General features: G+C 70.3%; 23 protein-coding genes and 1 pseudogene. 13 read left to right on the top strand and 11 right to left on the bottom strand.

Features of this window, described 5'->3' with window-relative positions; all coding sequences use genetic code 11:
* The first annotated feature begins 100 nt into the window (after nt 1-100).
* Both ACIRB1_RS37005 and ACIRB1_RS37000 read left to right on the top strand, forming a co-directional pair.
* Complete coding sequence (locus tag ACIRB1_RS37005; RefSeq protein ID WP_403468600.1) at nt 101-1183, top strand: alkene reductase; 1083 nt, start codon at nt 101-103, stop codon at nt 1181-1183.
* A 26-nt stretch (nt 1184-1209) separates the two neighbouring features.
* Nucleotides 1210-1554: a putative quinol monooxygenase gene (locus tag ACIRB1_RS37000; RefSeq protein ID WP_403468599.1), complete on the top strand. Its 345-nt coding sequence runs from the start codon at nt 1210-1212 to the stop codon at nt 1552-1554.
* A gap of 253 nt (nt 1555-1807) precedes the next feature.
* On the opposite strand, the gene ACIRB1_RS36995 is transcribed toward ACIRB1_RS37000, so the two are convergent.
* Complete coding sequence (locus tag ACIRB1_RS36995; protein ID WP_403468598.1) at nt 1808-2308, bottom strand: hypothetical protein; 501 nt, start codon at nt 2306-2308, stop codon at nt 1808-1810.
* A pseudogene (locus ACIRB1_RS36990) lies at nt 2305-2873 on the bottom strand (SigE family RNA polymerase sigma factor). Before ACIRB1_RS36990 ends, ACIRB1_RS36995 begins: the two are co-directional and overlap by 4 nt.
* A 299-nt stretch (nt 2874-3172) precedes the next feature.
* Between ACIRB1_RS36990 and ACIRB1_RS36985 the strand changes: the two are divergent.
* Nucleotides 3173-4417 carry an NAD(P)/FAD-dependent oxidoreductase gene (locus ACIRB1_RS36985; RefSeq protein WP_403468597.1) on the top strand — a complete coding sequence of 415 codons (1245 nt, stop codon included), beginning with the start codon at nt 3173-3175 and terminating at the stop codon, nt 4415-4417.
* A 44-nt stretch (nt 4418-4461) separates the two neighbouring features.
* Here ACIRB1_RS36985 and ACIRB1_RS36980 read toward each other — a convergent pair whose 3' ends face one another.
* Nucleotides 4462-5970, bottom strand: coding sequence for a cryptochrome/photolyase family protein (locus ACIRB1_RS36980; RefSeq protein WP_403468596.1), 1509 nt, complete (start codon nt 5968-5970; stop codon nt 4462-4464).
* Between the two features lie 550 nt (nt 5971-6520).
* The gene (locus ACIRB1_RS36975; protein WP_352182814.1) at nt 6521-7006 is read right to left on the bottom strand and encodes a MarR family transcriptional regulator; all 486 of its coding nucleotides are present in this window, start codon (nt 7004-7006) and stop codon (nt 6521-6523) included.
* Between the two features lie 75 nt (nt 7007-7081).
* Here ACIRB1_RS36975 and ACIRB1_RS36970 point away from each other — a divergent pair, with 75 nt between their 5' ends.
* Nucleotides 7082-9238 carry an MMPL family transporter gene (locus ACIRB1_RS36970; RefSeq protein WP_403468595.1) on the top strand — a complete coding sequence of 719 codons (2157 nt, stop codon included), beginning with the start codon at nt 7082-7084 and terminating at the stop codon, nt 9236-9238.
* A 160-nt stretch (nt 9239-9398) separates the two neighbouring features.
* Here ACIRB1_RS36970 and ACIRB1_RS36965 read toward each other — a convergent pair whose 3' ends face one another.
* Complete coding sequence (locus ACIRB1_RS36965) at nt 9399-9524, bottom strand: hypothetical protein (RefSeq protein ID WP_403468594.1); 126 nt, start codon at nt 9522-9524, stop codon at nt 9399-9401.
* Between ACIRB1_RS36965 and ACIRB1_RS36960 the strand changes: the two genes are divergently transcribed.
* Together ACIRB1_RS36960 and ACIRB1_RS36955 are read left to right on the top strand one after the other, a co-directional pair.
* Nucleotides 9508-9723 carry a sensor histidine kinase gene (locus ACIRB1_RS36960; RefSeq protein WP_403468593.1) on the top strand — a complete coding sequence of 72 codons (216 nt, stop codon included), beginning with the start codon at nt 9508-9510 and terminating at the stop codon, nt 9721-9723. The genes ACIRB1_RS36965 and ACIRB1_RS36960 overlap by 17 nt on opposite strands.
* 44 nt (nt 9724-9767) lie before the next feature.
* A complete protein-coding gene (locus ACIRB1_RS36955; protein ID WP_403468592.1) occupies nt 9768-10388 on the top strand; it encodes a DedA family protein in 621 nt (206 codons plus the stop codon).
* Nucleotides 10389-10401: 13 nt separating this feature from the next.
* On the opposite strand, the gene ACIRB1_RS36950 is transcribed toward ACIRB1_RS36955, so the two are convergent.
* The 3 genes from ACIRB1_RS36950 to ACIRB1_RS36940 form a co-directional block, all read right to left on the bottom strand.
* A complete protein-coding gene (locus ACIRB1_RS36950) occupies nt 10402-11568 on the bottom strand; it encodes an MFS transporter (RefSeq protein ID WP_403468663.1) in 1167 nt (388 codons plus the stop codon).
* A 26-nt stretch (nt 11569-11594) separates the two neighbouring features.
* Nucleotides 11595-12161 (bottom strand): Chromate resistance protein ChrB, encoded by a 567-nt coding sequence (locus tag ACIRB1_RS36945; protein WP_403468591.1) that lies wholly within the window; start codon nt 12159-12161, stop codon nt 11595-11597.
* A gap of 156 nt (nt 12162-12317) precedes the next feature.
* Complete coding sequence (locus ACIRB1_RS36940; RefSeq protein ID WP_403468590.1) at nt 12318-13256, bottom strand: LysR family transcriptional regulator; 939 nt, start codon at nt 13254-13256, stop codon at nt 12318-12320.
* Between the two features lie 92 nt (nt 13257-13348).
* Between ACIRB1_RS36940 and ACIRB1_RS36935 the strand changes: the two genes are divergently transcribed.
* On the top strand, nt 13349-14194 hold the full coding sequence (locus ACIRB1_RS36935) for an alpha/beta hydrolase (protein WP_403468589.1): 846 nt from the start codon (nt 13349-13351) through the stop codon (nt 14192-14194).
* Nucleotides 14191-15588: an MFS transporter gene (locus tag ACIRB1_RS36930; RefSeq protein WP_403468588.1), complete on the top strand. Its 1398-nt coding sequence runs from the start codon at nt 14191-14193 to the stop codon at nt 15586-15588. The genes ACIRB1_RS36935 and ACIRB1_RS36930 overlap by 4 nt, the downstream gene beginning before the upstream one ends.
* Nucleotides 15589-15935: 347 nt before the next feature.
* On the opposite strand, the gene ACIRB1_RS36925 is transcribed toward ACIRB1_RS36930, so the two are convergent.
* Entirely contained in the window at nt 15936-16322 is a 387-nt protein-coding gene (locus ACIRB1_RS36925) for a DUF302 domain-containing protein (protein ID WP_403468587.1), read from the bottom strand.
* Between the two features lie 109 nt (nt 16323-16431).
* Between ACIRB1_RS36925 and ACIRB1_RS36920 the strand changes: the two genes are divergently transcribed.
* The 3 genes from ACIRB1_RS36920 (at nt 16432) to ACIRB1_RS36910 (ending at nt 18942) form a co-directional block, all read left to right on the top strand.
* The gene (locus tag ACIRB1_RS36920; protein WP_403468586.1) at nt 16432-17553 is read left to right on the top strand and encodes an MMPL family transporter; all 1122 of its coding nucleotides are present in this window, start codon (nt 16432-16434) and stop codon (nt 17551-17553) included.
* Nucleotides 17519-18580, top strand: coding sequence for an MMPL family transporter (locus tag ACIRB1_RS36915; RefSeq protein ID WP_403468585.1), 1062 nt, complete (start codon nt 17519-17521; stop codon nt 18578-18580). The genes ACIRB1_RS36920 and ACIRB1_RS36915 overlap by 35 nt, the downstream gene beginning before the upstream one ends.
* A 95-nt stretch (nt 18581-18675) precedes the next feature.
* Nucleotides 18676-18942: a metal-sensitive transcriptional regulator gene (locus ACIRB1_RS36910; protein ID WP_057613992.1), complete on the top strand. Its 267-nt coding sequence runs from the start codon at nt 18676-18678 to the stop codon at nt 18940-18942.
* A gap of 231 nt (nt 18943-19173) precedes the next feature.
* Here ACIRB1_RS36910 and ACIRB1_RS36905 read toward each other — a convergent pair whose 3' ends face one another.
* Complete coding sequence (locus ACIRB1_RS36905) at nt 19174-19653, bottom strand: hypothetical protein (RefSeq protein ID WP_403468584.1); 480 nt, start codon at nt 19651-19653, stop codon at nt 19174-19176.
* Between the two features lie 512 nt (nt 19654-20165).
* Nucleotides 20166-21074, bottom strand: coding sequence for a LysR family transcriptional regulator (locus ACIRB1_RS36900; RefSeq protein ID WP_403468583.1), 909 nt, complete (start codon nt 21072-21074; stop codon nt 20166-20168).
* A 183-nt stretch (nt 21075-21257) separates the two neighbouring features.
* On the opposite strand from ACIRB1_RS36900, the gene ACIRB1_RS36895 reads away from it, so the two are divergent.
* Together ACIRB1_RS36895 and egtA are read left to right on the top strand one after the other, a co-directional pair.
* Nucleotides 21258-22004: an SDR family NAD(P)-dependent oxidoreductase gene (locus ACIRB1_RS36895; RefSeq protein ID WP_403468582.1), complete on the top strand. Its 747-nt coding sequence runs from the start codon at nt 21258-21260 to the stop codon at nt 22002-22004.
* Between the two features lie 880 nt (nt 22005-22884).
* The gene (gene egtA, locus ACIRB1_RS36890) at nt 22885-24129 is read left to right on the top strand and encodes an ergothioneine biosynthesis glutamate--cysteine ligase EgtA (RefSeq protein WP_403468581.1); all 1245 of its coding nucleotides are present in this window, start codon (nt 22885-22887) and stop codon (nt 24127-24129) included.
* Nucleotides 24130-24220: the final 91 nt, after the last annotated feature.

The raw sequence follows: 24220 nt of genomic DNA, 5'->3' as shown, positions 1-24220 counted from the left end.
CCCCGCCCAGGACTTGACCCTCACATCAATGTCAGGTTCTAGCGTACCCGTCGGGCCCACTGTCCCGGGCTACGACCAGTCATCACGAAGGAGTTCCGGCATGACCGGCAAGACCACCCTGTTCGACCGCCACCGCCTCGGCGCACTGGAACTGCCCAACCGGATCGTCATGGCCCCGATGACCCGGGTGCGCGCCGCGGCCGGGGGCCTGGCCACCCCGTCCATGGCTGCCTACTACGCCCAGCGAGCCACCGCCGGACTGATCGTCACCGAAGGCGTGCAGCCCAGCCTGGTCGGACAGTCCAACCCGGGCACCCCGGGCCTGTACACCGACGAGCAGGTGGCCTCCTGGCGGCCCGTCACCGACGCCGTACACGCCAACGGCGGACGGGTCTTCGCGCAGATCATGCACGGCGGCCGGGTCTCACACCCCGAGACCACGGGCCTCCAGCCGCTCGGGCCGTCGGCGGTCGCCGCCATCGGCGAGGTGTTCACCCCGACCGGCCCCAAGCCCGCACCAGTCCCCCGCGCCCTGGACCTCTCCGAGGTACCCGAGCAGGCCCGCTCGTACGCCGAGGCCGCCCGGCGTGCCGTCCACGCGGGCTTCGACGGCGTCGAACTGCACGGCGCGAACGGCTACCTGATCTCACAGTTCCTGTCGTCCAACGCCAACCTGCGCACCGACGCCTACGGCGGCCCCGTCGCCCACCGCATCCGCTTCGCCGTCGAGGCGGTCGCCGCCACCGTCGACGCCGTGGGCGCGGACCGCACCGCGATCAGGCTCTCCCCCGGCAGCACCTTCTGGGGCGTAGAGGAGAAAGAGGTGCCGAAGCTGTACGCGGCCCTGCTCGCCGAACTCGCCCGCTTCGACCTCGCCTACGTGCACCTGGAGGCCACCACCGAGCAAGAGGTACTCCTCGGGCTGCGCCGCGCGTGGCCGGGCAGCCTGGTCGTCAACCCGAGCGTGCCGATGGGCCCCAAGCAGACCGATCTCGCCGCCGCCGACCACTGGCTCGGCCTGGGCGCGGATCTCATCAGCTTCGGCCGCGCCTTCCTCGCCAACCCCGACCTGGTGGAACGGCTCCGCACCGCCCTGCCCCTCGCCCCCGCCGACCCGGACACCTACTACCAGGGCGGCGACGCCGGCTATCTCACCTACCCCGCCTACCAGCACACCGCCTGACCACACACGAAGGACGAGGAAGAACGATGACCAAGCCGAACACGCCTCAGGTCCATGTCAGGACAGCCGTCATCATCGCGGGCCGGGTCTTCGTACCCGCCGACGACGTCGAGGCGTTCGTCACCGAGGCACGAGCGACGTCGTACCCGCTCGCCGCGGCCAATCCCGGAAACGTGCTGATCTCGTTCTCCGTGGAGGACACGGCGACCGGAACCGTCACCGTGCTCGAACAGTGGGCGTCCCAGGAGGCCCTCGACCGGCACGTGGCCGCACCGGAGATCACGGCACTCCTCACCAAGTGGGGACCGCGCATACGCAGCGAGGTGCGCAGGTTCGACGCCAAGGAGAAGGACCCGGACCCCACGGCCTGAGCCGAGCCGGGCCAGGCGTGACACGCTTGCCGAGAGCCTGACCGGCACACGAGTCACTGACTCCCTCAGCCGCACCTGACCGCAGCGTGACCTCGCACCTGACGTCGATCCTAGGCGCTGCGTGCGGGGCCCGTCGGGAGAGGAGTGGCCGACGGCGGTGGCCGTGGCAGGTGACGTGGATACGGCGGTTCGGCCGGTCCTGAGCGGCTCGCGCGCGCACGCCCAGGACTGGGTCCTCAACCGCTCAACGCGGTCAGCCCGCGCAGAGCTTCACATTCACCGTGTCGCCCTTGACCACGATCTTCGGGCTGTGCGGGGTGAGTTCGACGACCGTGGCCGACTTGCAGCCGGGGCTGGTCGTCTTGGTGATGGTGCCGAGCTTGAGCTGGGCCTTGTCGAACTGGCCCTTGGCCGTGGTCAGGTCCACGCCCGTGAGGTCGACCGGGATGGGGTCCTTGGTGAGGCCGCCCAGCAGGAAGGTCGCCTCGCTGTGGTCGCCGGCGGCAGCCGGCTTCGACGGCGTCTGTGCGGCGCTGCTGCCGCTGATGGAGGCCAGTGCCGTGCCGCCGCCCGCCACGATCAGGGCCGCGGCGAACCCGGCGATGAGGGTGGCCCGTCGGCGGCGGGTGCGGTGGACCATGCCGGCCGTGTCGAAGGCCGGAGCGTCGGCGGACTGCGCGAAGGTGTTCATGGCGTTGATCAGTTCCTCTTCGAAAGGTGTGCAGCCGGAAGGCCGCGGTTCGTACGTACTCATCGGGTTCCCTCCGTGAGCTGCTGCGATGAAGGGGCGGAGAGTGCGGGAAACTGGGTTCTCAACCGGTCGATACTGCGGGCCAGTTGGGAACGGACGGTGCTCGGCGAGATCTTCAGGTCGGCCGCTATCTCGGCGTCGGACAGATCGTGGAAGTACCGAAGCACCACCACCGTCCGCATCCGCATGGGCAGTTGCTGAAGTGCGCGGACCAACTGGTCCCTGCTGTCGATCCGTCCGTACTCGTCACCCGGAGCCGCCGGATCGGCGTCGACCGGGTGCTGAGCCGTACGGCGGAATCTTCGCCAACGGTCGTTGGCGAGGTTGACCATGATCCGCCGTACGTACGCGCCGGGGCGTCCTTGGCGCTGATCGTGCGCCACTTGCGGCAGGCCCGCTCCAGGGTCTCCTGGACCAGATCCTCCGCCGCGTCGCGGCTGCCCGTCAGGACGAGTGCGCCCCGGAACAGCGCGGCCGACCGGGCGGCGACGAATCCATGGAAGTCCCCCTCCACCCACTCGGCACCGCCGCGCCCTGTACCCGCTGCCCACTTGGCTGCCAGATCCACACGCTCCTCCCTTCCTGTCACCCCTCCTCGACGGCACAGCCCACCGTTCTGCTGCACGAGCGCGACGTGACCTGGGTCACTCCGGCGCGCTCCGCCGAGGGGGGAGTCGCCCCAGTTCCACGCAGGGAAAGTTTCTGAGCCAGCAGTAGGTGGTGCGGGTGCCGGCCACTGGCAGGTGCATCCGCAGCACCGCGCCTGGCGGAAGTAGGGACGTACGGCAGAGGTGGCGACGTACAGACGTACGTGCACATGATCAGGGGTGCGCTGTCCTGGCAGCCGCACCGGACGGGAGGCCGCAAGTGACCGGTGAGCGGACATCTCAGCGGTGGGACGCGGTCGTGGTGGGCGGCGGGCTGGCCGGTCTGGCCTGTGCCCGCGACCTGTGTGCGCGAGGGCTGCGGGTACGGGTGCTGGAGGCCGGGGACCGTGTCGGCGGCCGGATGCGGACCGACCGGGTGGCGGGCTGCGTGGTGGACCGGGGGTTCCAGGTGTTCAACACCGCCTATCCGCAGGTGCGTGCCCGTCTGCCGTTGCGCGAGCTGCGTCTGCGGCCGTTCACCCCCGGGGTGCTTGTGCACGACGGCGGGCGGCGACTGCGGTTCGCCGATCCGACGCGCGCACCGCGGCAGGCATGGCGCGGTGCGACCGGCGGGCTGGCCGGGCCGCGCGATCTGGCGGCCCTGGCCGCGTTGACCGGCTTCGACGTACTGGCTCCGGCAGCTCTGGTCCGGCGGCCACGCGACACGTCCACGCGACGGGCACTGACGGCGGCGGGGTTCAGCGAGGGGTTCGTGGAACGGTTCTTCCGGCCGTTCCTGTCCGGCGTGTTTCTGGAGGAGGACCTGGCGACCTCCAGCCGGTTCTTCCACCTGGTGTGGCGGAGCATGGCGCGCGGCACGCTCTGCCTGCCCGAGTCGGGCGTGGGTGCCGTACCCGAGTCGCTGGCGTCCGCGCTGCCACCGGGGACGGTCGCTCTGGAATCGCCGGTGGCGGCGCTGACCGACGAGGGGGTGCTCGACGGTGACGGGCGCACGGTGCCCGCGCGAGCGGTGGTCGTCGCCACGGACGCGGCAACGGCGGCCCGGCTGGAGCCGGGGCTGACCGTACCTCCGCATCGCACGGTCACCACCTACTACCACCTCGCGTCCCGCTCACCGCTGCGCGAACCGACCCTCCTCACGGACACGCGACGGCGCTTCACCAACAGCGTCGTGCTGAGCGAGGTCCACGCGGGCTACGCACCGCGCGGGTACGCGCTGATCGCCACCTCCGTACTCGGTGACGACAGCGAGGGACGGGAACGCACGACGCGGACCGCGCTCGCCGAGTGCTACGGCACCGACACGGCGGACTGGGACCTGGTCACCGTGCGGACGGTGCCCGGAGCGCTGCCGGCCATGGAACCGGGTCTCCCCCTCAGTCGCCTTACCCGGGTGGCCGCCGGACGGTACGTCTGTGGCGACCACCGTGCCACCGGCTCGGTGCAGGGTGCGCTCGCCTCGGGGGCGCGTGCCGCCCGGGAGGTGGCCGCCGACCTGAGATGAAGCGGCCGGTTCCCGCGCCGGGTTCACGGCGTCTGGTCGCCGGTTCACGGCGTCTGGTTGTCCCAGCGCCGGTCGGCGTCGAGCACCTCGTCCAGGTTGCCGAGCCGGTCCAGGCCCTGCACGGCCCGGGCGGTGCGCTGGTTGGCGGAGAGCAGGTCGCGATGGCGGTGGGCGAAGGACCAGTAGCCGGTGGTGAAAGGACAGGCCCGCTCTCCCGCGCGGTCGCCGGGACGGTAGGCGCAGCCGTCGCAGAGGTCGCTCATACGGTGGATGTAGGCGCCGCCCGATGTGTACGGCTTGGTCGTCATGCGACCGCCGTCGGCGTACTGGGACATGCCGGTGACGTTGGGCAGCATCACCCAGTCGTAGCCGTCGACGAAGCAGCGATGGAACCAGTCGGTGACCTGGCGCGGCTCCCAGCCCCGCTGGAGGGCGTGGCTGCCGAGGATCATCAGGCGCGGGATGTGGTGGGTCCATCCGGTGTCCCGTACCTGGGCGAGGACTGTGGCGAGGCAGCGGGCCTCGACGGCATCGGCGTCGAGTTCGAGGAACCACTCGGGCAGCGCGTTGTGATGCCCCAGTCCGTTCTCGTGCCGGTAGTCCTCACCGAAGTACCAGTACAGCTGCCACACGTACTCACGCCACCCGGCGACCTGCCGGACGAATCCCTCGACGCTGTTGACGGGGGCCCGGCCGGAACGCCAGGCCTCCTCCGCGGCGGTGACCGTCTCCCACGGGTCGAGGAGGCCGAGGTTGAGGGAGGCGGAGAGCAGGCTGTGGCTCATCACCGGGTCGGCGGCGAGCATGGCGTCCTCTTGGGGTCCGAACCCGGCGAGCCGGTGGTCGACGAACCGGCGGAGCGCCGCACGAGCCTCCCGCCGGGTGGCGGGAAAGAGGCGGGGTCCGTCGCGGCCGACGAAACGGATGCCGTCCTCGCGCTCCCAGCGGTCCAGATCGGCGCGCACCTCGGCGTCGATGTCGTCCTCGCGGGGTCGGTAGGGGTCGGGGGCACCGAGGGTGCGCGCACCACGAGGGGGGCGTTCACGGTTGGCGTGATCGTGGTTCCATCGCCCGCCGGCCGGACTGTCGCCGTCCATCAGCAGGCCCAGTGCCCGGCGTGCCCAGTGGTAGAAGTCCTCCTGCCGCAGCCGCCCGCTTCCGCCGTGCTCGTCGGCCCAGGCGCGGAAGGCGTCCTGGGGAACCAGAAAGCCCCGCGCGGGGAGCAGCCGTACGTGTTCCAGGGAACGCACCAGGCCCAGGGCAGCGCGCGAGGTGGGGTGGTGAACGGTCACCGGATCGTTCCCGACCGCCTCGCGCAGCCCCTCTCGGTAGGTGTCGGCGCTGACGTAGCGGACGCGGTCGCCGAGTTCCGCGGCACGGTGGCGCATCGCGGAGAGCACCAGGTGAGCCTTGGCCCGGTGGAAGGTGCGGCGCCGGAACACCGAGCGGGCCTCGATCATCACCACCTTGCTGGCCCGAGCGGGGCCGCCCTCTTCCGGCGCGAGGAAGTGCGGGCCCAGCTGGTCGCCGAACAGCCAGTGCCAGTCGTTCATGATCACTCCGTGAGATGAGGAGATGCCCCGGGCGGTCGGGGGGCGACAGTCGGCCGCTCCGCCTCGCCGGCCGAGGACAGTGGCCGCCCCTGCCCGGCGGGGAGTCACTGCGCTGCGGACGCCGCCCGACATGAGGACTTCCGGTCCGGCCGCGGACGCCGAACGCGCGGTGCCCCGCTCAGAGTTCTCGGATACGACGGTGCCCGCCCCGGATGGACACGAGAGCGCCGGTGCGGCTTCCCGGCCTGCACGGCGCATCGGCTTGGCCGGAGACGCGATGCCGAGGTGCACGCGAGACAACGTACGGGAGCCGACAGCCCTCGCCGGGGCGACGCGCGCGTCCACGTGGCCGTCCGGCCCCCACGGGTGCACGCGTTCGACCCGGTCCAGGTGGTGTGGGGTGAGAAGGCGCTGCGTAGACGTCAGTTGAACGGGCGTCGGGTGCAGGTCAGCGTGGCGCGCGATCCGACGGTTTCGTCAGAGGAATCGGGATGATGGATGGAGCGCGGCCCCAGCCGTTCGGCGCTCGGCGGCTCAGCGGCTCAGCGGCTCAGCGGCTCAGCAGCGCGAGTTCCCGGTTCATCTCAGCGAGGAAGCGGATGACGACGGCCAGTTCGTCGGCGGTGAAGCGTTCGCACGCGGCCGCGGTGCTCCGGGCCAGCGGCCGGAAGTAGTCGGCGGCGACGCGTCGGCCCGCCGTCGCGTAGTGCAGGTGCACCACGCGACGGTCGTCGACGGCCCGGACACGCTGGATGTGGCCCGCCTTCTCCAGGCGGTCTATGCAGGCGGTCACGGCGCCGGACGTGAGGCTCAACCGCTCGCGCAGCCGGCCCGGCGTCATGGGTCCGTCCTCGGCGTCGGCGTCCAGGATCGCGATGAGTGCCAGCACATCCGTGAGGTGCAGCCCCTGTGCCTGCGCGAAGTCATGGGCGATGCGGTTGAACTCGGCATTCATCGCCCGCAGGAGCACAGCGAAGTTCTGCAGTCCCGTCGGGTCGTCTCCGGGAGAGATCGACGAGGTGTTGTTGACGGGCATGGCACCAGTATATGTTCTCTCAATCATTGAGATTCTTGATGAGTGACTTACTGTCTCCGCCGTTTGAGGATGTTCATGCCAACCACATCGCGCCGGGCCCGGTGGCTGGTGCCCGTCGTCCTGCTCCTCGTCTGGCTGAGCGTGGGCGGAACTCTTGGTCCCTACGCCGGGAAACTGGGCGAGGTGGCAACCAACGACCAGGCCGCCTTCCTCCCGCAGAGCGCCGAGTCGACCCGGGCGCTCAAGGCCCAGGAGGCCTTCGACCAGTCCGAGACACTGCCTGCCATCGTGATCTGGACGGCACACGGGAACCGGGTCGGCAAGGCCCAACAGACCGCCGCGACCCGCGCCGTGGGCACGCTCGCCGGACAGCCCGGGATCGTGGGTCGCCCCTCGCCCGCTCTCCTCTCCGACGACGGACAGGCCATGCAGTCCGTCGTACAGCTGAGGCCCGACCTCGGCAAGGACCTTCCGGATGTCCTCGGCAGGGTGCGTGAGGCGGTCCGGGGCGTGCCGGGCGCCACGGCACAGATCGCGGGGCCGGCGGCGAGCCAGGCCGACTTGTCGAACGCGTTCGCCGGCATCGACGGACTGCTGCTGGGGGTGGCACTCGGCGCCGTCCTGCTGATTCTGCTGCTCGTCTACCGGAGTGTCCTGCTGCCGTTCCTGATCATCATCGGGGCCGTGTTCGCCCTCGGGCTGGCGTGTGCCGTCGTCTACGCGCTCGCGGACCGGGGCACCGTCAGGGTGGACGGCCAGATCCAGGGCATCCTGTCGATCCTCGTGATCGGAGCCGCCACGGACTACGCCCTCCTGCTGGTCGCCCGCTTCCGGGAAGAGATCGCCCGGCACGACAACCCGACCGCCGCTGCCCTGACCGCGCTGCGCCGCTCGTTCGGTGCGATCACGGCGAGCGCCGCCACCGTGGCACTCGGACTCCTGGCCCTGCTCGCCAGCGACCTGACCAACAACCGCGCCCTGGGCCCCGTCGGCGCCATCGGCATCGCATGCGCCGCGCTCTCCGCACTGACCTTCCTGCCGGCCGTGCTGGCACTGCTCGGCCGTACGGCCTACTGGCCCTCCCGGCCGAAGGCCTCCGACGCATCGGCCGCAGCCGAGGAGCGCGGTGTGTGGGCACGGGTCGCCGCCGTCGTGGACCGGCGACCGCGAAGGACCTGGATGGTGACCGCGCTCGTCCTGGCCGGTTTCGCGGCCTTCTCACCGACCTTGTCCGCCAAGGGAGTTCCCCTCGACGAGATCTTCGTGGGCCACGCCGACTCCGTCACTGCGCAGCAGACACTCGGCAAGCACTTCCCCGGCGGCTCCGGCAATCCCGCGGTGATCATCACCGACGCCGACCGGGCCGCCCAGGTGACGGCCACCGCCCTGCGCACCGAGGGCGTGGCATCGGCCGGCACGGTGTCCGCCTCGGGACGGCCAGGTGCCGGTGAACCCCTCGTCGTGGACGGCCGCGTCCGGATCGACGCCGTCCTCAAGGCGGCGGCGGACAGCGATGCGGCCAAGGAGACCATCGCCCGGCTACGGGCCGACGTGCACACAGTGCCCGGGGCCGACACACTGGTCGGCGGGTACACGGCACAGCAGTACGACACCCAGCGGACCGCCGCGCGCGACCGCACCGTCATCGTGCCCATCGTGCTCGGCATCATCCTTCTCATCCTGATGATGCTGCTGCGCTCGCTTCTGGTGCCCGTCCTGCTGGTGGCCACCGTCGCACTCAACTTCCTGGCCACGCTCGGCGTGTCGGCACTCGTCTTCCAGCACCTTCTCGGCTTCAGCGGCACGGACGCCTCGGTACCGCTGTACGGATTCGTGTTCCTGGTGGCCCTCGGCGTCGACTACAACATCTTCCTGATGTCGCGAGTACGGGAGGAGTCGCTCACCCACGGCACACGGCAGGGCGTGCTGCGCGGGCTGACCACGACCGGCGGTGTGATCACCTCGGCCGGGATCGTACTGGCAGCGACATTCGCGGCCCTGACCGTGATCCCGCTCGCGTTCCTCGTACAGATCGCGTTCATCGTTGCCTTCGGCGTCCTGCTCGACACGTTCGTCGTCCGCTCACTGCTGGTGCCCGCCCTGGTCATCGACATCGGACCCCGAGCCTGGTGGCCCAGCTCCTTGGCCCGGGACACCGACCACCACAGGACCGGGCCCGAGACCCCGGGCACGGATTCCGAGCTCAAGTCGTCCACCGGGCACGGCGGTTGACCGGTGAGCGTCTCGACGCGCATCAGGATCGTGCGATCGCGTGGTGCGCTCCACGTGCTGGACCACTTCCTCGGCGACGACCTGGTCAGGTGTGGAACGGGGCCGGTGCACAGGGCCACCGACAGCCGGTGACACGGTCTGGCGGTGCGGCCGTCGAGGGTCAGTGGCCGCCGATGGCGAGTTCGTAGTCGCCGATGAGGGTGCCGGCGGTGAGGTCGCTGGAGAGGTGGCCTGCCATGTAGAGGGGCCCGTGGCGCCGGGCTGGCAGGATGCGTCTGTGCGTCACGGATGAGGGGAGCGGCTTCCCGCCGGAGTTCCTGCCTCGCGCCTTCGACCGCTTCGCCCGCGCCGAGGCAAGCCGCACCGGCGAGGGCTCCGGCCTCGGGCTCGCCTTCGTGCAGGCCGTGGCCACCGCCCACGGCGGCTCCGCACACGCCGCCAACACCGGGCACGGGACCGCCATCACCCTCGACCTGCCCTGCTGACCGGCGCCGATCCGGCCGGCGCTCGGGCGACGTACGGTGGGCACATGGCCCCTCCTCTCCCGGGCCCGCTGGCCCAGTTGGCCCCGCTGCTCGGCCACTACGGCTACTGGGCCGTCGCCGCCGTGGTGTTCGTCGAGGACTTCGGCATTCCCGCCCCGGGCGAGACGATCCTGATCGCGGCCGGGATCTACGCCGGGGCCGGGCGACTGAACGTCGTCGCTGTCGCGGCGCTCGCGTTCGTCGCGGCCGTCGCCGGGGACAATGTCGGCTACCTGATCGGCCGCAGGGGCGGACGTGCGTTCGTGCACCGCTGGGGCCGTTATGTGTTCCTCACCCCCGAACGCTTCCACGCGGCGGAGGAGTTCTTCACCCGCAACGGCGGCAAGATCGTCACCGTCGCCCGCTTCATCGAAGGACTGCGCCAGGTCAATGGCATCATCGCGGGCACCAGCGGAATGCCCTGGCGCCGCTTCCTGGCCTTCAACGCCCTCGGTGCCGCGCTCTGGGTCGGCCTGTGGGTGACTCTGGCGTACCAGGCCGGCACCCACATCACGGCCATCTACGACCAGGTCACCCGCTACCAGCTCTACGCGCTCATCGCCCTGGGAGTCCTCGTCGCCGCGTTCGTCGGCCGGCGCCTGCTGCGACGCCGCGCCCAGAACTGATGCAGGACAGCCGTCAGTTCACGTTTCCTTGTTCCGCCTGGGGCAGCTCCGACGCCGGACGCCGGTGCACCACCGCGACCACGGCTCCCATCCCGATCACAGCCGCGAGGACGCCGAAGCCGTAGGTGAGCGTGGCGAGGGAGGCGACGGCGGCGACGAGGAGGGGGCCGCCCGCATCGCCGAGTTCCCGGCCGAGTTCGGCCGCGCCCATGGTCTGGCCGAGGCGTTCCTGGGGGGTCGAGGCGGCCAGCGCAGCGAAACCGAGCGGCGTGATCAGCCCCGTACCGACACCGATCAGGGCGGCGCCGACCAGGATGCCGCTCAGGCCCGGCAGCATCGCGCAGGCCAGACCCGCGGCGGTGACGCACAGCCCCGCGGCCAGGCCCGAACGGACAGTGAGGCGCCCGGCGTCCAGCGCGCGTCCGGCCTGGGGCTGGACGACAGCCGCACAGCCGGCGAGCACGGACACCGCTGCCCCGGTGGCTACGGCGCCCAGCCCGGCGACGCGGCCGGACACCGGGAGGAAGCCGACCCCGACCGACAAGGCAGCGGTCGCCGCCGCGAGCGCGGCGGTCGGGGCGAGGAAGACCGGATCCACCAGCCGCCGGGCCAGATCCAGCACCGTCTGCCGGCTCTTGGGCAGCGGGGCCACGACAGGTACGGCGAGGACGGCCCAGACGGCCACCGCCGCGCCCAGCAACGCCAGGACGGTGAACAGCAGCCGCAGGCCGCCGGCCCAGACCAGGACGCCGCCGAGCAGCGGGCCCAGGGTGTAGCCAATGGACTTGTAGAAGCCGTAGGTGCCGAACGCCCGGCCGTGCTTGGCGGCCGGGTTGAGGCGGGCGACGAGCGCGGAGGCGGAAGGGGAGAAGGCGGAGGCCGCGGCACCCTGGCCGAGGCGGGCGGCCCACAGCCAGCCCGGGCTGTCCGCCACGGCGTACAGCGCCGACGCGGCGGCGAAGGCCACCAGTCCGCCGAGCAGGACCGGGCGGGCTCCGATGCGGTCGGCGAGGGTGCCGAAGACGGGTTTGAGGAGCACCTCGGCGCCGTCGTAGAGGGCGAGCAGCCCGCCCAGGACAAGGAGGGAGGTGACCGCGTCGCCCGTGTCGCTGCCGAGGCTGGCGGCGATGCCGTGTGCGCCGAAGGCGGTGGTGAACCCGGCCGCGTACAGCGGCCACATCTGCCGGGATGGGGCCGCCTTCGTGCTCACTGCCGGTCCTCCGGGGCCTGGTGCAGGGCGGCGAAGACGCGCTCGGCGTAGTCCTCGCAGGCCGCGGCGCACTCCTTGAGCCGCCGTCCGGCCTCGGCCGCCTCCGGCGCCCCGAACACGTCCCGGGCGGTCAGGTCACGGTGCCAGCGCCGCAACCGCTCCAGCGACTGCTCCTCTTCCTCCAGCTCGGCCAGGGTGAACTTGGCCGTGCGGATCTCCTTGGCCAGCTCCTGCTCGAACTTGCCGCAGTCGGCCAGGAACTCCTGCCAGTCCTCGGTGCGGGCCGCGGTGAACAGGGCCTGGAAGCGGGAGGCGTCCTGCTCGCTGCGTCCGGCGGCGTTCAACGTCACGGCCTGCCCGCTAGCCTGCTCGGTGAGCGCGACCGCCCGGGTGATCCCGTCGGCGAAGACGGGCACGTCCGGGACGGCCCAGATCCCCTGGCCCAGGGAGAGCGCACCGGCCTTGCGCAGTTCCCGCCAGACCGCGACCCGATGCCGGGTCGGCTCCGCGGGCAGTTTGATCAGGAGGACGAGCCAGCGGCCCCCCGGTTCAGCGTTCGACACGCTCCTGAATGTAGCAGGCGTTACATCCGCCTGTCGTTCAGTCGGCCGGTCGTCAGGCGTTGAGCGCCCCGGTGGTCAGGAGGCCGACACCGACAGCGATCCAGTAGGCGCCCGGTGCGGGAAGGCCGGGTGGAGGTCGAGGCGCCGTCGCCTTGTTCATTGTGGTGCGAGTGGACCAAGCCGGTGGTCGAGCGCGGCACCGACGTCGGGGCAGTTCTGGCGGATGATGTCGAGGAAGGCGTTCAGTGCCGGGGAGCGGTCCCGGGCCTGGAAGGACATGACCAGATCGGGCAGAGGCGTGCGCGGGGTGACCTCGCAGAACCACGTGCCCTGTCGCGGGGCCGTCAGCATGCGGGAGGGTCCCAGACCGACGCCCACCCCGCAGGCAGCGAGGCCGATGATGGTGTGGATGTCCCTCGCGACGGTCGCGCCGGAGAGCGCCGGGGAGTCCTCGCCCAGGAGGGTCCGCAGGCCGGTGACGACGACGGGCTCGTCCTCGCCCGGGGCCACGATCAGTGGCTGTCGCCGCAGTTGGTCCACGTCCACCGACGACTGCCCGGCGTACGGATGCGTGCTGCTCACGACCGCGACCAGGTGGTCGTGTCCGATCGGGACCGACACCAACTGCTCGGCCCCGACGCCTCGTGGACGGCCGAGGCCGATCGCCACGTCGAGTTCGCCGGCGACGAGAGCCGCCGTGCTGCGGTTGGTCGCCATCTCGTGCAGTTCCAGCCGCACGTCGGGGCGTTCGCGGCCGAACCGGCCGAGGACGTCCGGCAGGGGTTCGAGCAGCGCCGAGGCGATGAACCCCAGGCGCAGCCGTCCCGTCTCACCGCGTGCCGCCCTGGCCGCGTCGACCGAGGCCGCCGTGATCTCGTCGAGCGCCCTGCGGGCCCGCGCGAGGAAGGCCGCACCCGCAGCTGTCGGGAACACCCCCTGACGGGTGCGGTCGAACAAGCGGGCGCCCACTTCCCGTTCGAGGTCGGCGATCTGCTTGGACAGCGGAGGCTGCGCGATGCCCAGCGCCCCGGCCGCCCGGCCGAAGTGTGCATGCTCGGCGAGGGTCAGCGCGTAGCGCAGATGCCGCGCCTCCATGTCAGCCTCCCATTCATATCTCATATGTATCGCCGGTCAGCTTGTCAGATCTTTCGATGGATGGCCGGAGTCGGGTCGAGTGGAATGCGGTCATGACTGCTTTTTCCTCCACAGATACCGTCTTCGTCTTCGTGCACGGGGCCTGGCACGGCTCCGGGCAGTGGGCGCCGACGCAGCGCGCACTCGCCGCACTCGGCGCCGCGAGCATGGCCATCGACCTGCCGGGGCACGGCTTCGACGCGCCGCTGCCCAGCGGATACCTCCAGCCGGGCCAGCCGGGCCTGTCGACCGAGAAGTCCGCGCTCGCCGGCGTGACGATGGACGACAGCGCCGAGGCCGTGCTGGACACACTGCGCCAGGCCCGGCGCCACCGTCGTGTCGTGCTCGTCGCACACAGCGCGGGCGGCGGCCCCGCGTCACTGGCCGCCGAGCGCGCACCCGAACTCGTCGACGAGATCGTCTACCTCTCAGCCTTCGTACCCGCCGCACGGCCCCGGTTCTTCGACTACCTCGGTTCGCCCGAGAACACCACGGCACGAGGCCGGAGTCTGAACCTCGGCGACCCCGGGGAACTGGGCGCCGTGCGGATCAACCCGCTCTCGCAGGACCCCGCCTACATCGAGGAACTGCGGCACACTCACTACCACGACACCCCCCTGGACCGCTTCGACCGCTGGCGCTCGGCACTGAGTCCCGATCTGCCTCTGGCGATCCCCACCACCCCGGTCATGGTGACCCCGGACCGGTGGGGGCGTATCCCGCGGACCTTCCTGCGCTGCGCGGACGACCGGGCACTGCCGACGGCCGTACAGGATCTGATGATCGCGGAAGCCGACCGGGCCATGCCCGGCGAGCCGTTCACCGTGCGCACCCTCCCGGGCAGCCACAGCCCGTTCGCCGCCCGGCCCCATGAGCTCGCCGCGGCGCTGCTGCCGTGAGCGACGGACGCCTCGTGCTGCCCGTGGTGCTCAGCGCCACCTTCGTGCAGCTGCTCAACGTCACTGTCGCCCAGGTCGCTGCGCCTGCGATACAGGCCGGCCTGGGCGCCGGTCCGGGCGCCATACAACTGGTACTCGCCGGATACACCTTGACGTACGCCTGCCTGCTCATCCCCGCCGCACGGCTCGGCGACCGCTACGGCTACCGCCGCCTGTTCGTGACGGGCACCGTGGTCTTCACCGTGGGCTCGGTGGCCGGCGCGTGTGCCCCCGACGCCGTATCACTGATCACGGCCCGGCTGGTGCAGGGCGCGGGCAGCGGCCTGGTCGCTCCCCAGGTCCTGTCCCTCATCCAGGCCGCCACCCCGGCGACCCGTCGGCCGCGCGCCCTGGGCCTGTACGGCGCCACCATGGCCGTCGCGTCACTGGCCGGACCCCTGATCGGCGGCCTCGTACTCAGTGCCGATCTCTTCGGCCTCGGCTGGCGGCCGGTGATGCTCCTCACCGTGCCGGTGGCGCTCGCCTCGCTGGTCGGAGCGACCGCGCTGCCCCGCACCCGCGGGGCTGCCGGACTCCGCGTCGACAAGCTGGGGGCGTTGCTGGTCACCGTAGGAGCCGGCGCGCTGGTCCTGCCGCTGGCGCTGGGCCGGGAAGCAGGCTGGCCCTGGTGGACATGGGCCGGCTTCGCCGTGGCTGTTGCCTCCCTCGGCTACTTCATCCACAGCCTCCCGCACCGACCCGACCCGCTGATCCATCCCGCGGTGCTGCGTGACCGGTCGGCACGCCGGGGCACCCTGCTGGTGTTCGTGTTCAACACGGGCGTCCCCTCCTTCACCTACCTGCTCTTCCTCCACCTTCAGTCCGCCGTCGGGTACTCGGCCCTTGCGGCCGCGCTGACGTCAGCACCGTTCGCCGCCGCTGCCGCCGTCGGCAGCAGAGCCGCGCCCGCTCTCACCCGCCGACACGGACCGACTGTGCTCACCGTCGCATCCCTTGTACTGGCCGGGATGTGCCTGGCCCTGGGCCCGCTCATCGGCTCGGCAGCGGGACGCCAGGCCGCGCTGCCCGTGCTGGCCCTCGGCGGAGCCGCGTTCGGCGCCTTCACCGCCTCGGTGTTCACCCTGGTCCTGGCCGAGGTGAACGGCCCCGCCGCCGGTTCGGTCTCCGGACTGCTGCCCACAGCACAGCAGCTCGGCGGATCCATCGGAGTGACGGCGGCCGGACTCGCTTACTACGCCCCCGCCGCCAACGCGGGCACCGCGTTCCGGCACGCCATGCTCTACCAAACCGCCGCCTTCACCATCACCGCGCTGATCAGCCTCCGGCTCCGCGACCGGCCTGGCACCGAGCCTGTGCACGGCCAGAGCAGTCACAAGGGAGGGGCACGTATGTGAGGTCGCGTGAGGTCACACAGCTCATGCCGCGCGGCCGTTTCTGCGGTAGTCCATCAGGCGGCACCCGGAGAGCGAGGGAGAGGGAGAGTCTGGTGCCATCGCCGTAGTGCATCGCGCCGGCCGGACCCGCTGATCACGTTACACACGCCGCCGCACCCGGTGGACCTGCGTCGGGCGCCCCCTGGGTCGACTCGCGCCGACCGCTCGGACCCGGTTCGGTGGCCTTCACCAACCGCGCATCTGCTGGAGGCGGCGGACCGGCTCACAACGAAGCATCCCTCAAACGCCTCCTGACGAGTGAGGCAGGCTTGTCGCCAACCCGATCTCGGCAGGGATCTCACCCGCAGTCAGCCGAGCGAGGCAAGGGCATCATCCAGGCGGGCGGCGGCCTCCTGTGCGACAGGCTGCAACGCAGGCAGACCTGTGAGAGTGACCATGGTGTTCGGGTCCAGGGCTTGGACAAGAGTGTGGTCGCCCTCTCGGCGTACGACGACATTGCACGGCAGCAGCAGACCGATGGTTCGGTCGGCTTCGATGGCACGGTGGGCCAGGGGCGGGTTGCAGGCGCCGAGAATCAGGTAGTCCTCCATCTCGTGGCCGAGCTTGGCCTTGAGGGTGGCCCTGACGTCGATCTCGGTGAGGACGCCGAAGCCCTGGGCGGCGAGGGCTTCGCGTACGGCGTCGACGGTGGTGGCGAAGTCGCTGGTCAAGCTGACAGTGCGGGCGTAGCTCACGAGTTTCTCCAGTGATGGGCAGCCATGCGAATGTCCACAATAATACCCCCCTGGGTATCGTGTACGCTCACCACAGCCATTACCCCCCGGGGTATCTCAGGAGGATTCCATGACGTTCGTCGACCACGCCCCGAAGACCGGAGCCCCACCCTCCGCACCCGGCCCACTGGGGCGCCTCGGCGACTGGACGGCGAGCCACTTCAGGACCGTCCTTGCGGGGTGGGTGATCGTGGTCGCCGTGCTCGGTGTCTTCGCGCCGCAGGTGACCACCGCGCTGTCCGGTGCGGGCTGGCAGAGCAACGGATCGGAGTCGGTGGCGGTCCGTGAACTGGCCCAGCAGCACTTCGGCGGCACCGGCTCCACCGCGATCCAGGTCGTCGTCCACGCCGACCGGCCCGTCACCGACCCCGCCGTACAGACCGTGCTGGCCAAGGCGACCAAGCTGCTGACCGCCAACGACCGGATATCGGAGGTCGTCCAGCCCCGGGCGGGGGCGACGATCAGCCAGGACGGCAGGACCGCCGTGCTGCTGGGCGGCGCCAAGGCCAACCCGGACGACATGGTGCGGGCCTCCGACGACCTCAAGAATCCGCTGCGCGCGCTGTCCACCGACGGCATCGCCGTGCGGGCCACCGGGGCGTCGGTCATGTGGAGCGACTTCAACACCGCCAACCTGGACGCGATGATCCACGCCGAGATCTTGTCCTGGCCGGTCACCCTGATCGTGCTCGTGATCGCCTTCGGCTCACTCGTCGCCGCAGGCCTGCCCCTGCTGCTCACCATGGCCGGGCTGGCCGCCTCCGTAGGCTCGTTGGTCCTGCTCAGCCATGTCACGCCGATCTCCATCTGGGCCATGGACTTCGCCCTGATGTTCGCCCTAGCACTCGGTATCGACTACGCGCTCTTCCTCGTCATCCGCTTCCGCGGCGCCCTCGCCCGCCACGGCGACCCACGCCGCGCGGTGGAGGAGACCATGGACACCGCAGGCAAGGCCGTGCTGCTGTCCGGACTGACCGTGCTCGTCAGCCTGTCCGCCGTGATGCTCGTGCCCGCCCCGGCCGTCCGCACCATGGCCGTCGGCATCATGCTCTCCGTCGTCTTCGTGCTCGCCGCGACCCTGACCCTGCTGCCCGCCGTCCTCGGCAAGCTGGGCCCGCGCGTCAACAAGCTCGCCCTGCCCCGCAGCCGCACCGACCATGTCGTCTCCCCCCCGCTTCGACGCCTGGGGTGAGCGGCTGTGGCGTCATCCGCTGCGCTACGGGGTGCCCGCGGTGCTGGTCCTGGTCGCGCTCGCCGTCCCGGTGCTCGGGCTGAAGACCGCGATGCCGTCCATCACTGTCGTCCCCGCTGCCGACAGTTCACGGCAGGGCTACGAGATGGTGCAGCAGGCCCTCGGCAAGGGCGCCCCCGGCATGCTCCAGATCGTCACGCCCACCGCCCAGGCGCAGGCCACAGCCCGCACCCTCGCCTCCGCCGACGGTATCGCCGCCGTCCTGCCCGCCCAGTCGGCCGCCGACGGCTCGCACTGGAGCCTGATCCAGGCCATGCCATCGGTCGACCCCTCCGACGGGTCACTGCGGAACACCGTCAAGATCCTCCGGGCCGAACTCCCCAGCCAGGCGCTGGTCGGCGGTGCGGCCGTGGAGAACCTCGACCTCAAGCAAGCCCTGGACGACAAGGCCCCGCTGGTCATCGGCGTCATCCTGACCCTCGGCTTCGTCCTACTGCTCATCGCCCTCCAGGCCCCGCTGATCGCGGCCCTCGGGGTGCTCACCAATCTCCTCGCCACCGCCGCCGCCTTCGGCGTCGCCCGCCTGATCTTCCAGGACGGTCACGGCTCCGGGCTGCTCGGCTTCGACCCGCAGGGATTCCTGGACGGCTGGGGCCCGGTCTTCTTCTTCGCGATGATCTTCGCGATCGCCATGGACTACACCGTCTTCCTACTCTCCTCCGCCAAGGAGCACTTCGAGCGCACGGGCGACCCCCGTACGGCCATGACCTCCGCCCTCGCTCATTCCGGCCGCGTCATCTTCGCGGCAGCGGGCGTCATGGTCGCCGTCTTCTTCACCTTCGCCCTCGCCAAGCCGCTCCCGCCCAAGGAGATGGGCATCGTCCTCGGGACCGCCGTTCTTCTCGACGCCTTCCTCATCCGACTCGTCCTGCTCCCCGCCCTGCTCCGGGTCACCGGCCGTGCCGCGTGGTGGAGCCCCGCGTGGCTGCGGAAGGTTCTGCCCACTATCCGCTTCTCCCACGACTGACCGCTCCCTCCATCGGTGGCCCCGGTCCCGCCCGGGCCACCGATACCCCAGGGGGTACCATCGACCGCAAGGAACTCACTCGGATGGAGCCGCGCGTGAAAGTCGACGAGGAAGCCAGCACCGCCGTTCTCAACCGCCTCCGTCGCGCACAGGGGCAGCTCGCCGGCGTCATCGCCATGATCGAGGCAGGCCGCGACTGCAAGGACGTCGTCACTCAGCTCGCCGCGGTCTCCCGCGCCTTGGACCGCGCCGGATTCAAAATCGTCGCCAGCGGCATGCGACAGTGCATGACCGCCGCCGACGAGGACACACCCCCGATGAGCGAAGCGGAACTTGAGAAGCTCTTCCTTGCCCTCGCCTGACACATCCCGGCCGCCCACTACGACCATCAGCATCAGTTCGTAGGCTGCGCAGAGCCGACTGTCGATGGTGCCGTGGCGTGATGCGCTCGGCGCGCGGGTGATCCGTTGGTCGCACCGCCCGGCGCCCGCAGAGCCAGGCCTCATCCCGGCCTGCGCCACCAATGAATGACGGTGACCGGCGCGGTGGCGGAGACCTCGCGAGGCCGGGACGAGTGCATGGCTGCTGACACGTCACTCGGTTCCGAGGGGTCCGATACCCAGGTCCTCACGCATGAGGCAACGCATCTGCGCCATAGCCTTGCGCCGCCGCTCTATCAGGGGCGCGTCGTCCGCCGAGCCGACAGCCACCCCACGGGCGTACGCGTCGCGGATCGCGCGCAGGCAGTGGAAGGCCTCGTTCCCCGCCTCCACGACCCGCGAGGGGCCCACGAGCCAGAGGCGTTCGCTCGCCGTGTAGATACCGGTGCCGCGCACGGCCTCCCGCACCGCCGCATCGCGTGCCGACTCGGACATGTGGTCGCCCAAGGCGACGGCCCGTATCTCCTCACCCGCGGCTTTGAGGGCGGAAACATACTCGGTGTAGACGTCGCGCCGTACTTCCAGAGCATGCCTGGCTTCCTCCCGCCGCCACCGGTTGCGGTCGGCGATCAGAGTGGCTGCGATGCCGATGACAGCACCGGTCAGTGTGGAGAGCAGGGGCGTCCAGTCCATGTGCCGCAGCTTGTCGAAGTCGGTGCGCAGGCACCAGTGTTTTCGCCAGGCATGTGGATCAGTAGCGGTGGCCGGGCCAGTGAGGGTCCTCCTGACGAGCGTCGCGGGTGAGGCCGAGCAGCCGTATTCGGTGGAGCAGTTCCCCTGACATGGCGGGGGCTCGGAGCCGGGCAGGAACATCGCGGACCGGCCAGGGCCAGGTGGTTGTCGGCCAGCGCAGACAGTCAGCATTGCCCATGTGGTGAGGCGCGGGGTGAGCGTGACAGATGCCTCGGCGATCGATGCCAGGACCTCGTACTTGGTACCGCAGGATCGGGATGATGCATCCCAACTGCCGCCGATATTCCAGACTTTCACGGCCTCCCGAACGAGGGCACCCACCTGGGAATTCACCGGATCTGAACTTCGCGCCGGCAGGTCAAAAGGCTGCGCGGCGGAGACAGCATGGCTTCATGAATGGCGCTTCGGAGCCCGAGGCCGTTCCATATCGGTGCAACGTCGAAAACAGCCGCTCAATGAGTTGCGGGCTGACAGAAGAGGTCTGTGCCGCACCAGTTCTGCCGGCTGAGGTGGTCCAGCATGACCATCTCGGCTGAGCCCGGGTTGCGCCGTACGCCGACGAGGACGGGCTCGGCCAGGGAGGGCAGGAGCGGGCAGGCCAGTTCTTCGAAGCCTTCGGGGATGGCCGAGGCCGGAACCACCGTGACACCCAAGCCCTGCGCCACGAGCCGCACCGCAGTGGAGATCTGGGACGCTCGGGCCACCGTGTGCGGGCTGAGGCCCGCGTCGCCGAGCAGGCGGGCGAGGTAGTCGTCGAGCAGGCTGCCGCGCCGGAACCGGACCCAGCCCTCTGACGCCAGGTCTTCCAGGCGCAGGGCGGCACCGTCCGAAAGGAACGGATGCCCCTTCGGCAGGACTGCGACATAGGCCTCTTCGCCCAGAGGGTGAGTATCGAAGGTGCACCCGGCGGGGATGTTGTGCACGAGGATCATGTCGAGGGTTCCCTGGCGGACCAGTCGTTCTATGTCCGCGGGATCGGGCTCCTCGTGGAGAGTCACCTGGAGCTTCGGGTGACGGCTGCGCAACTCCCCCAACACCTGCGGAAGTTGGCGTGCCCCCAGGCCCATGTGCACGGCCATGATGAGTTCGCCTGCCAGTTCCCCGTCGGCGGCCCGGGCGGCCGCGATGGCACGCCGCGATGCGGTCGTCGCGATCTTCGCCTCCGCGAGAAAAGCCCGCCCGGCCACCGTCACCGACACTCCGCTCGGGGTGCGGGTGAACAGCTGCACCCCGAGATGCTTCTCCAAGGCGCCGACCTGCTGCGACAGGGAGGGCTGAGTGACCCCCAGACGTTCTGCTGCCGCTGTCATGGAGCCCTCATCGGCGACGGCCAGGGCGTATTCGTATTGGCGCAGGTTCATTCGAATCCAACCTTCGACATGACATAGAAGATGTCAATGCAGAGTATACGTTGCCACTATTTGCCTCTATGTCAGGGCCAGTCCTACCGTGGTGCACGCCCAGCGCGGCCGACAGGGCCGGACAGTTGGAGCCCGATCTCGGCGCGCGCTGTCACACATTTTTTTCTTTTCGAGGAGAACCCAATGGAATTCGAGGGCAAGAGCGTTCTGATTACAGGTGCGGGTTCGCGAGGAGGCATCGGCGCCGCCACGGCACACGCCTTCGCACGCGACGGAGCATCGGTGGTGATCACCGGACGCAACGCCGAGCGCGGGGCCGAGGTGGTGGACGACATCACCGCCGCCGGAGGAAAGGCCCGGTTCATCCTCGCCGATCTGAGTGATCTCGCCGACGTCGAGCGGTTGGCCAAGGAAGCGGGTGAAATCGACGTGCTGGTCAACAACGCGGCGAGCTACAGGGCCAGCATCAAGCCGTCCCTCGACCAGGACACCGAAGCGAACGCGGAGACCTGGGACACCAACGTGCGCGCCACCTTCGTCCTCAGCACACGACTCGTCCGGGGGATGATCGAGCGGGGCGGCGGCAACATCATCAACATCAGCAGTATCGCCGCCGCGATCGCCATGCCGCACATGGCGACGTACGGAGCGCAGAAGGCGGCCGTCGAGTCCTTCACCCGCAGTTGGGCCGCGGAGTGGGGCCACCACGGCATACGCGTCAATGCGGTGGCTCCGGGGAACGTGAATAGCGACAACGTGGTGGACTTCATCGGCGCCGACCAGTTCACGACCTGGTCCGAGGTCAACCCGCTCAAGCGCAATGCCACGCCGGAGGAACTCGCCGAGGTCATCGCGTTCGTGGCGAGCGAGCGCGCAAGCTTCGTCACCGGCCAGGTCATCGTGGCCGACGGTGGTCGCCTCGCCGTCTGAACGACACGGCGATCACCGCAACCGCGAAGGTCTCCGGCCGGCCATCGTGCACGGCCGGCCGGAGACCGAACCGGGTCACGACGGCGACCACCGGTAGGGCCGACGACGCACCCGCCTCAGCCTTTCCGGGCACGGCCCACATCCTGAGCGCCTGTTTGTTGCGCCGGTCATGGCAAACTACCCGCTGGAGCCGTCGTGTTGGTCCGACGATCTGGCCGGATCGAGGGCCTGATGATCTCTCGGTGGGACTGCTGACGTCAGTGCCGAGACCCTCAGCGGTGTTGAGCCTGGCGGAAGCCCGCATCCGCCCACGCGGGGAGCTTCGACAGGTCGTGCGCCTGGTCATACGGCTGATCGCGGCCCAAGTAATGAGCGATTCCGAGTCAGGTCACGCGCTGCCCGGCATGGGCGGAGTAGGCCCAGGCGAAGTCCGATGTCAGGGTTCACCAGCCGCAGCCGGAACGGCACTTCCTTGACCGCGTTGCTGTCAGGTCTGGCAGGTCGGCCCGGGCGACAACGACCAACGGCGGCAAGCACCCGGTGTCCACGGCCAGAGGCCGCTCGCGACCATGGACGCCTTACCCGCGTCGTCGTAGCCGCGGAAGTCCCTGCCGACGGTCTCGGCGGCCTTGATCGACTGCGAGTCGATGACGGCGGCGAGGAGCCGTTCGAGGCCGTGGGCAGGGGACCACCGGCCGCGTCCCCTTCGGTCCAGAACACATTCTCCGTCCCGAACACGTTGAGATCACCTCCCGCGCCGTCGCCAACAGACAGCTCCGTGAACGGATGAAGCGGTTTCCCCCTCGCCGCGCCGCTCCACCCCTGCGCCCAGCCCCACACCCACCTGACCCACAACTGATGGTGCGAGAGGAGCACAGAGATGACCGAACTGACCCTGGAAGAGGCGGAAGCGCATGTGCTCGGTGTGTCCTTCAAGACCGGCCCCCCTGAGCGGGTCGGTGTGGAGATGGAGTGGCTGGTCCAGGACCGCCACAACCCTGGGCTGCCGATATCGGTCGACCGGCTCAACACCGCCCTCGCGCCGATCAAGGCAACAGACGCCCTGCCCGGGGGCAGCAAGCTCACATGTGAGCCGGGCGGCCAGCTGGAGCTGAGTTCCCCACCGGCCCTCGCACTCGGCGCGTGCGTCGAGATGATGGCAATGGATCTCGCCGTACTGCGCACGGCAGTAGAGCAGGCCGATCTCGCACTCGTCGGCCGGGGCCTCGACCCCTACCGTGAACCGCCTCGCGTGCTCGACCACCCCCGCTACCGGGCCATGGAGAGTTACTTCGACCGCGAGGGCCCCTGGGGCCGCGACATGATGCGCCGCACCGCATCCATACAGATCAACCTGGACTCCGGCGAGGACTCCCCCGGCGTCGGCGGCTACCGCTCCCGCTGGGAACTCACCCACCGTATCGGCCCCGTGCTCGTCGCCGCCTTCGCCAACTCCCCGATACAGGACGGGTGGCCCACCGGGTGGATGTCCAGCCGGCAGGCCGTCTGGTCCCGGATGGATGCCGGTCGTACTCGTCCGCCCCGCTATCACTCCGACCCCCGTCTGGCCTGGACCCGCTATGCCCTCGACGCGCAGATGATGTGCATACCGGGCGACCTCGACGGGGACTGGTCCGCGCCCTCGGGCCTGACCTTCCGCGCCTGGCTGCGGGGCGTACCCGGACTGCGGCCGCCGACCCTGGCCGACCTGGACTACCACCTCGGCACTCTGTTCCCGCCGGTCAGACCTCGCGGCTGGCTCGAGTTGCGGATGATCGACGCGCAGGACGGCGACGACTGGGTCGTGCCGACCGTGCTGGCGACGACGCTCCTGAACAACCCGGTGGCGGCCGATGCCGCCTATGCGGCGACCGAGCAACTCTGCCCGGACCCAAAGCGACCCGTACCCTCCGACGACGTCTGGCTGCGGGCAGCCCGCACGGGACTCGATGACCAGGACCTGGCCAAGGCCGCCCGCGCCTGCTTCGCCGTTGCCGACAGCGCCCTCGCAACTTCCGGCACCCCGGCGGTCCTACGGCATGTCGTGACCGATTTCGCCGAGCGCTACACCGAGCGCGGTCGTTCCCCCGCCCATGACCATCTGGATGCGCTCCGCCGCACCTGAACCCAGCGGGAAGAAAGGGCTGGCTCATGTGATCGGTCCCCGACTTCCCCGCTTCCACAACACCGTGCCCGATGTCCGCCTCCGATGAGAA

It is taken from the genome of Streptomyces sp. NPDC096013 (assembly GCF_044763565.1).
Classification (GTDB): Bacteria; Actinomycetota; Actinomycetes; order Streptomycetales; family Streptomycetaceae; genus Streptomyces.
Note: the sequence above shows the minus strand (reverse complement) of the source record. Positions and strands in the feature narration are given on the sequence as shown.

What these genes read in the sequence shown, in the direction of transcription:
- ACIRB1_RS37005 (WP_403468600.1), top strand. Translation starts at nt 101, where the DNA reads ATGACCGGCAAGACCACCCTGTTCGACCGCCACCGCCTCGGCGCACTG.
- ACIRB1_RS37000 (WP_403468599.1), top strand. Translation starts at nt 1,210, where the DNA reads ATGACCAAGCCGAACACGCCTCAGGTCCATGTCAGGACAGCCGTCATC.
- ACIRB1_RS36995 (WP_403468598.1), bottom strand. Translation starts at nt 2,308, where the DNA reads ATGAGTACGTACGAACCGCGGCCTTCCGGCTGCACACCTTTCGAAGAG.
- ACIRB1_RS36980 (WP_403468596.1), bottom strand. Translation starts at nt 5,970, where the DNA reads ATGAACGACTGGCACTGGCTGTTCGGCGACCAGCTGGGCCCGCACTTC.
- ACIRB1_RS36975 (WP_352182814.1), bottom strand. Translation starts at nt 7,006, where the DNA reads ATGCCCGTCAACAACACCTCGTCGATCTCTCCCGGAGACGACCCGACG.
- ACIRB1_RS36970 (WP_403468595.1), top strand. Translation starts at nt 7,082, where the DNA reads ATGCCAACCACATCGCGCCGGGCCCGGTGGCTGGTGCCCGTCGTCCTG.
- ACIRB1_RS36960 (WP_403468593.1), top strand. Translation starts at nt 9,508, where the DNA reads ATGCGTCTGTGCGTCACGGATGAGGGGAGCGGCTTCCCGCCGGAGTTC.
- ACIRB1_RS36955 (WP_403468592.1), top strand. Translation starts at nt 9,768, where the DNA reads ATGGCCCCTCCTCTCCCGGGCCCGCTGGCCCAGTTGGCCCCGCTGCTC.
- ACIRB1_RS36950 (WP_403468663.1), bottom strand. Translation starts at nt 11,568, where the DNA reads ATGTGGCCGCTGTACGCGGCCGGGTTCACCACCGCCTTCGGCGCACAC.
- ACIRB1_RS36940 (WP_403468590.1), bottom strand. Translation starts at nt 13,256, where the DNA reads ATGGAGGCGCGGCATCTGCGCTACGCGCTGACCCTCGCCGAGCATGCA.
- ACIRB1_RS36935 (WP_403468589.1), top strand. Translation starts at nt 13,349, where the DNA reads ATGACTGCTTTTTCCTCCACAGATACCGTCTTCGTCTTCGTGCACGGG.
- ACIRB1_RS36920 (WP_403468586.1), top strand. Translation starts at nt 16,432, where the DNA reads ATGACGTTCGTCGACCACGCCCCGAAGACCGGAGCCCCACCCTCCGCA.
- ACIRB1_RS36915 (WP_403468585.1), top strand. Translation starts at nt 17,519, where the DNA reads ATGTCGTCTCCCCCCCGCTTCGACGCCTGGGGTGAGCGGCTGTGGCGT.
- ACIRB1_RS36905 (WP_403468584.1), bottom strand. Translation starts at nt 19,653, where the DNA reads ATGGACTGGACGCCCCTGCTCTCCACACTGACCGGTGCTGTCATCGGC.
- ACIRB1_RS36900 (WP_403468583.1), bottom strand. Translation starts at nt 21,074, where the DNA reads ATGAACCTGCGCCAATACGAATACGCCCTGGCCGTCGCCGATGAGGGC.
- ACIRB1_RS36895 (WP_403468582.1), top strand. Translation starts at nt 21,258, where the DNA reads ATGGAATTCGAGGGCAAGAGCGTTCTGATTACAGGTGCGGGTTCGCGA.
- egtA (WP_403468581.1), top strand. Translation starts at nt 22,885, where the DNA reads ATGACCGAACTGACCCTGGAAGAGGCGGAAGCGCATGTGCTCGGTGTG.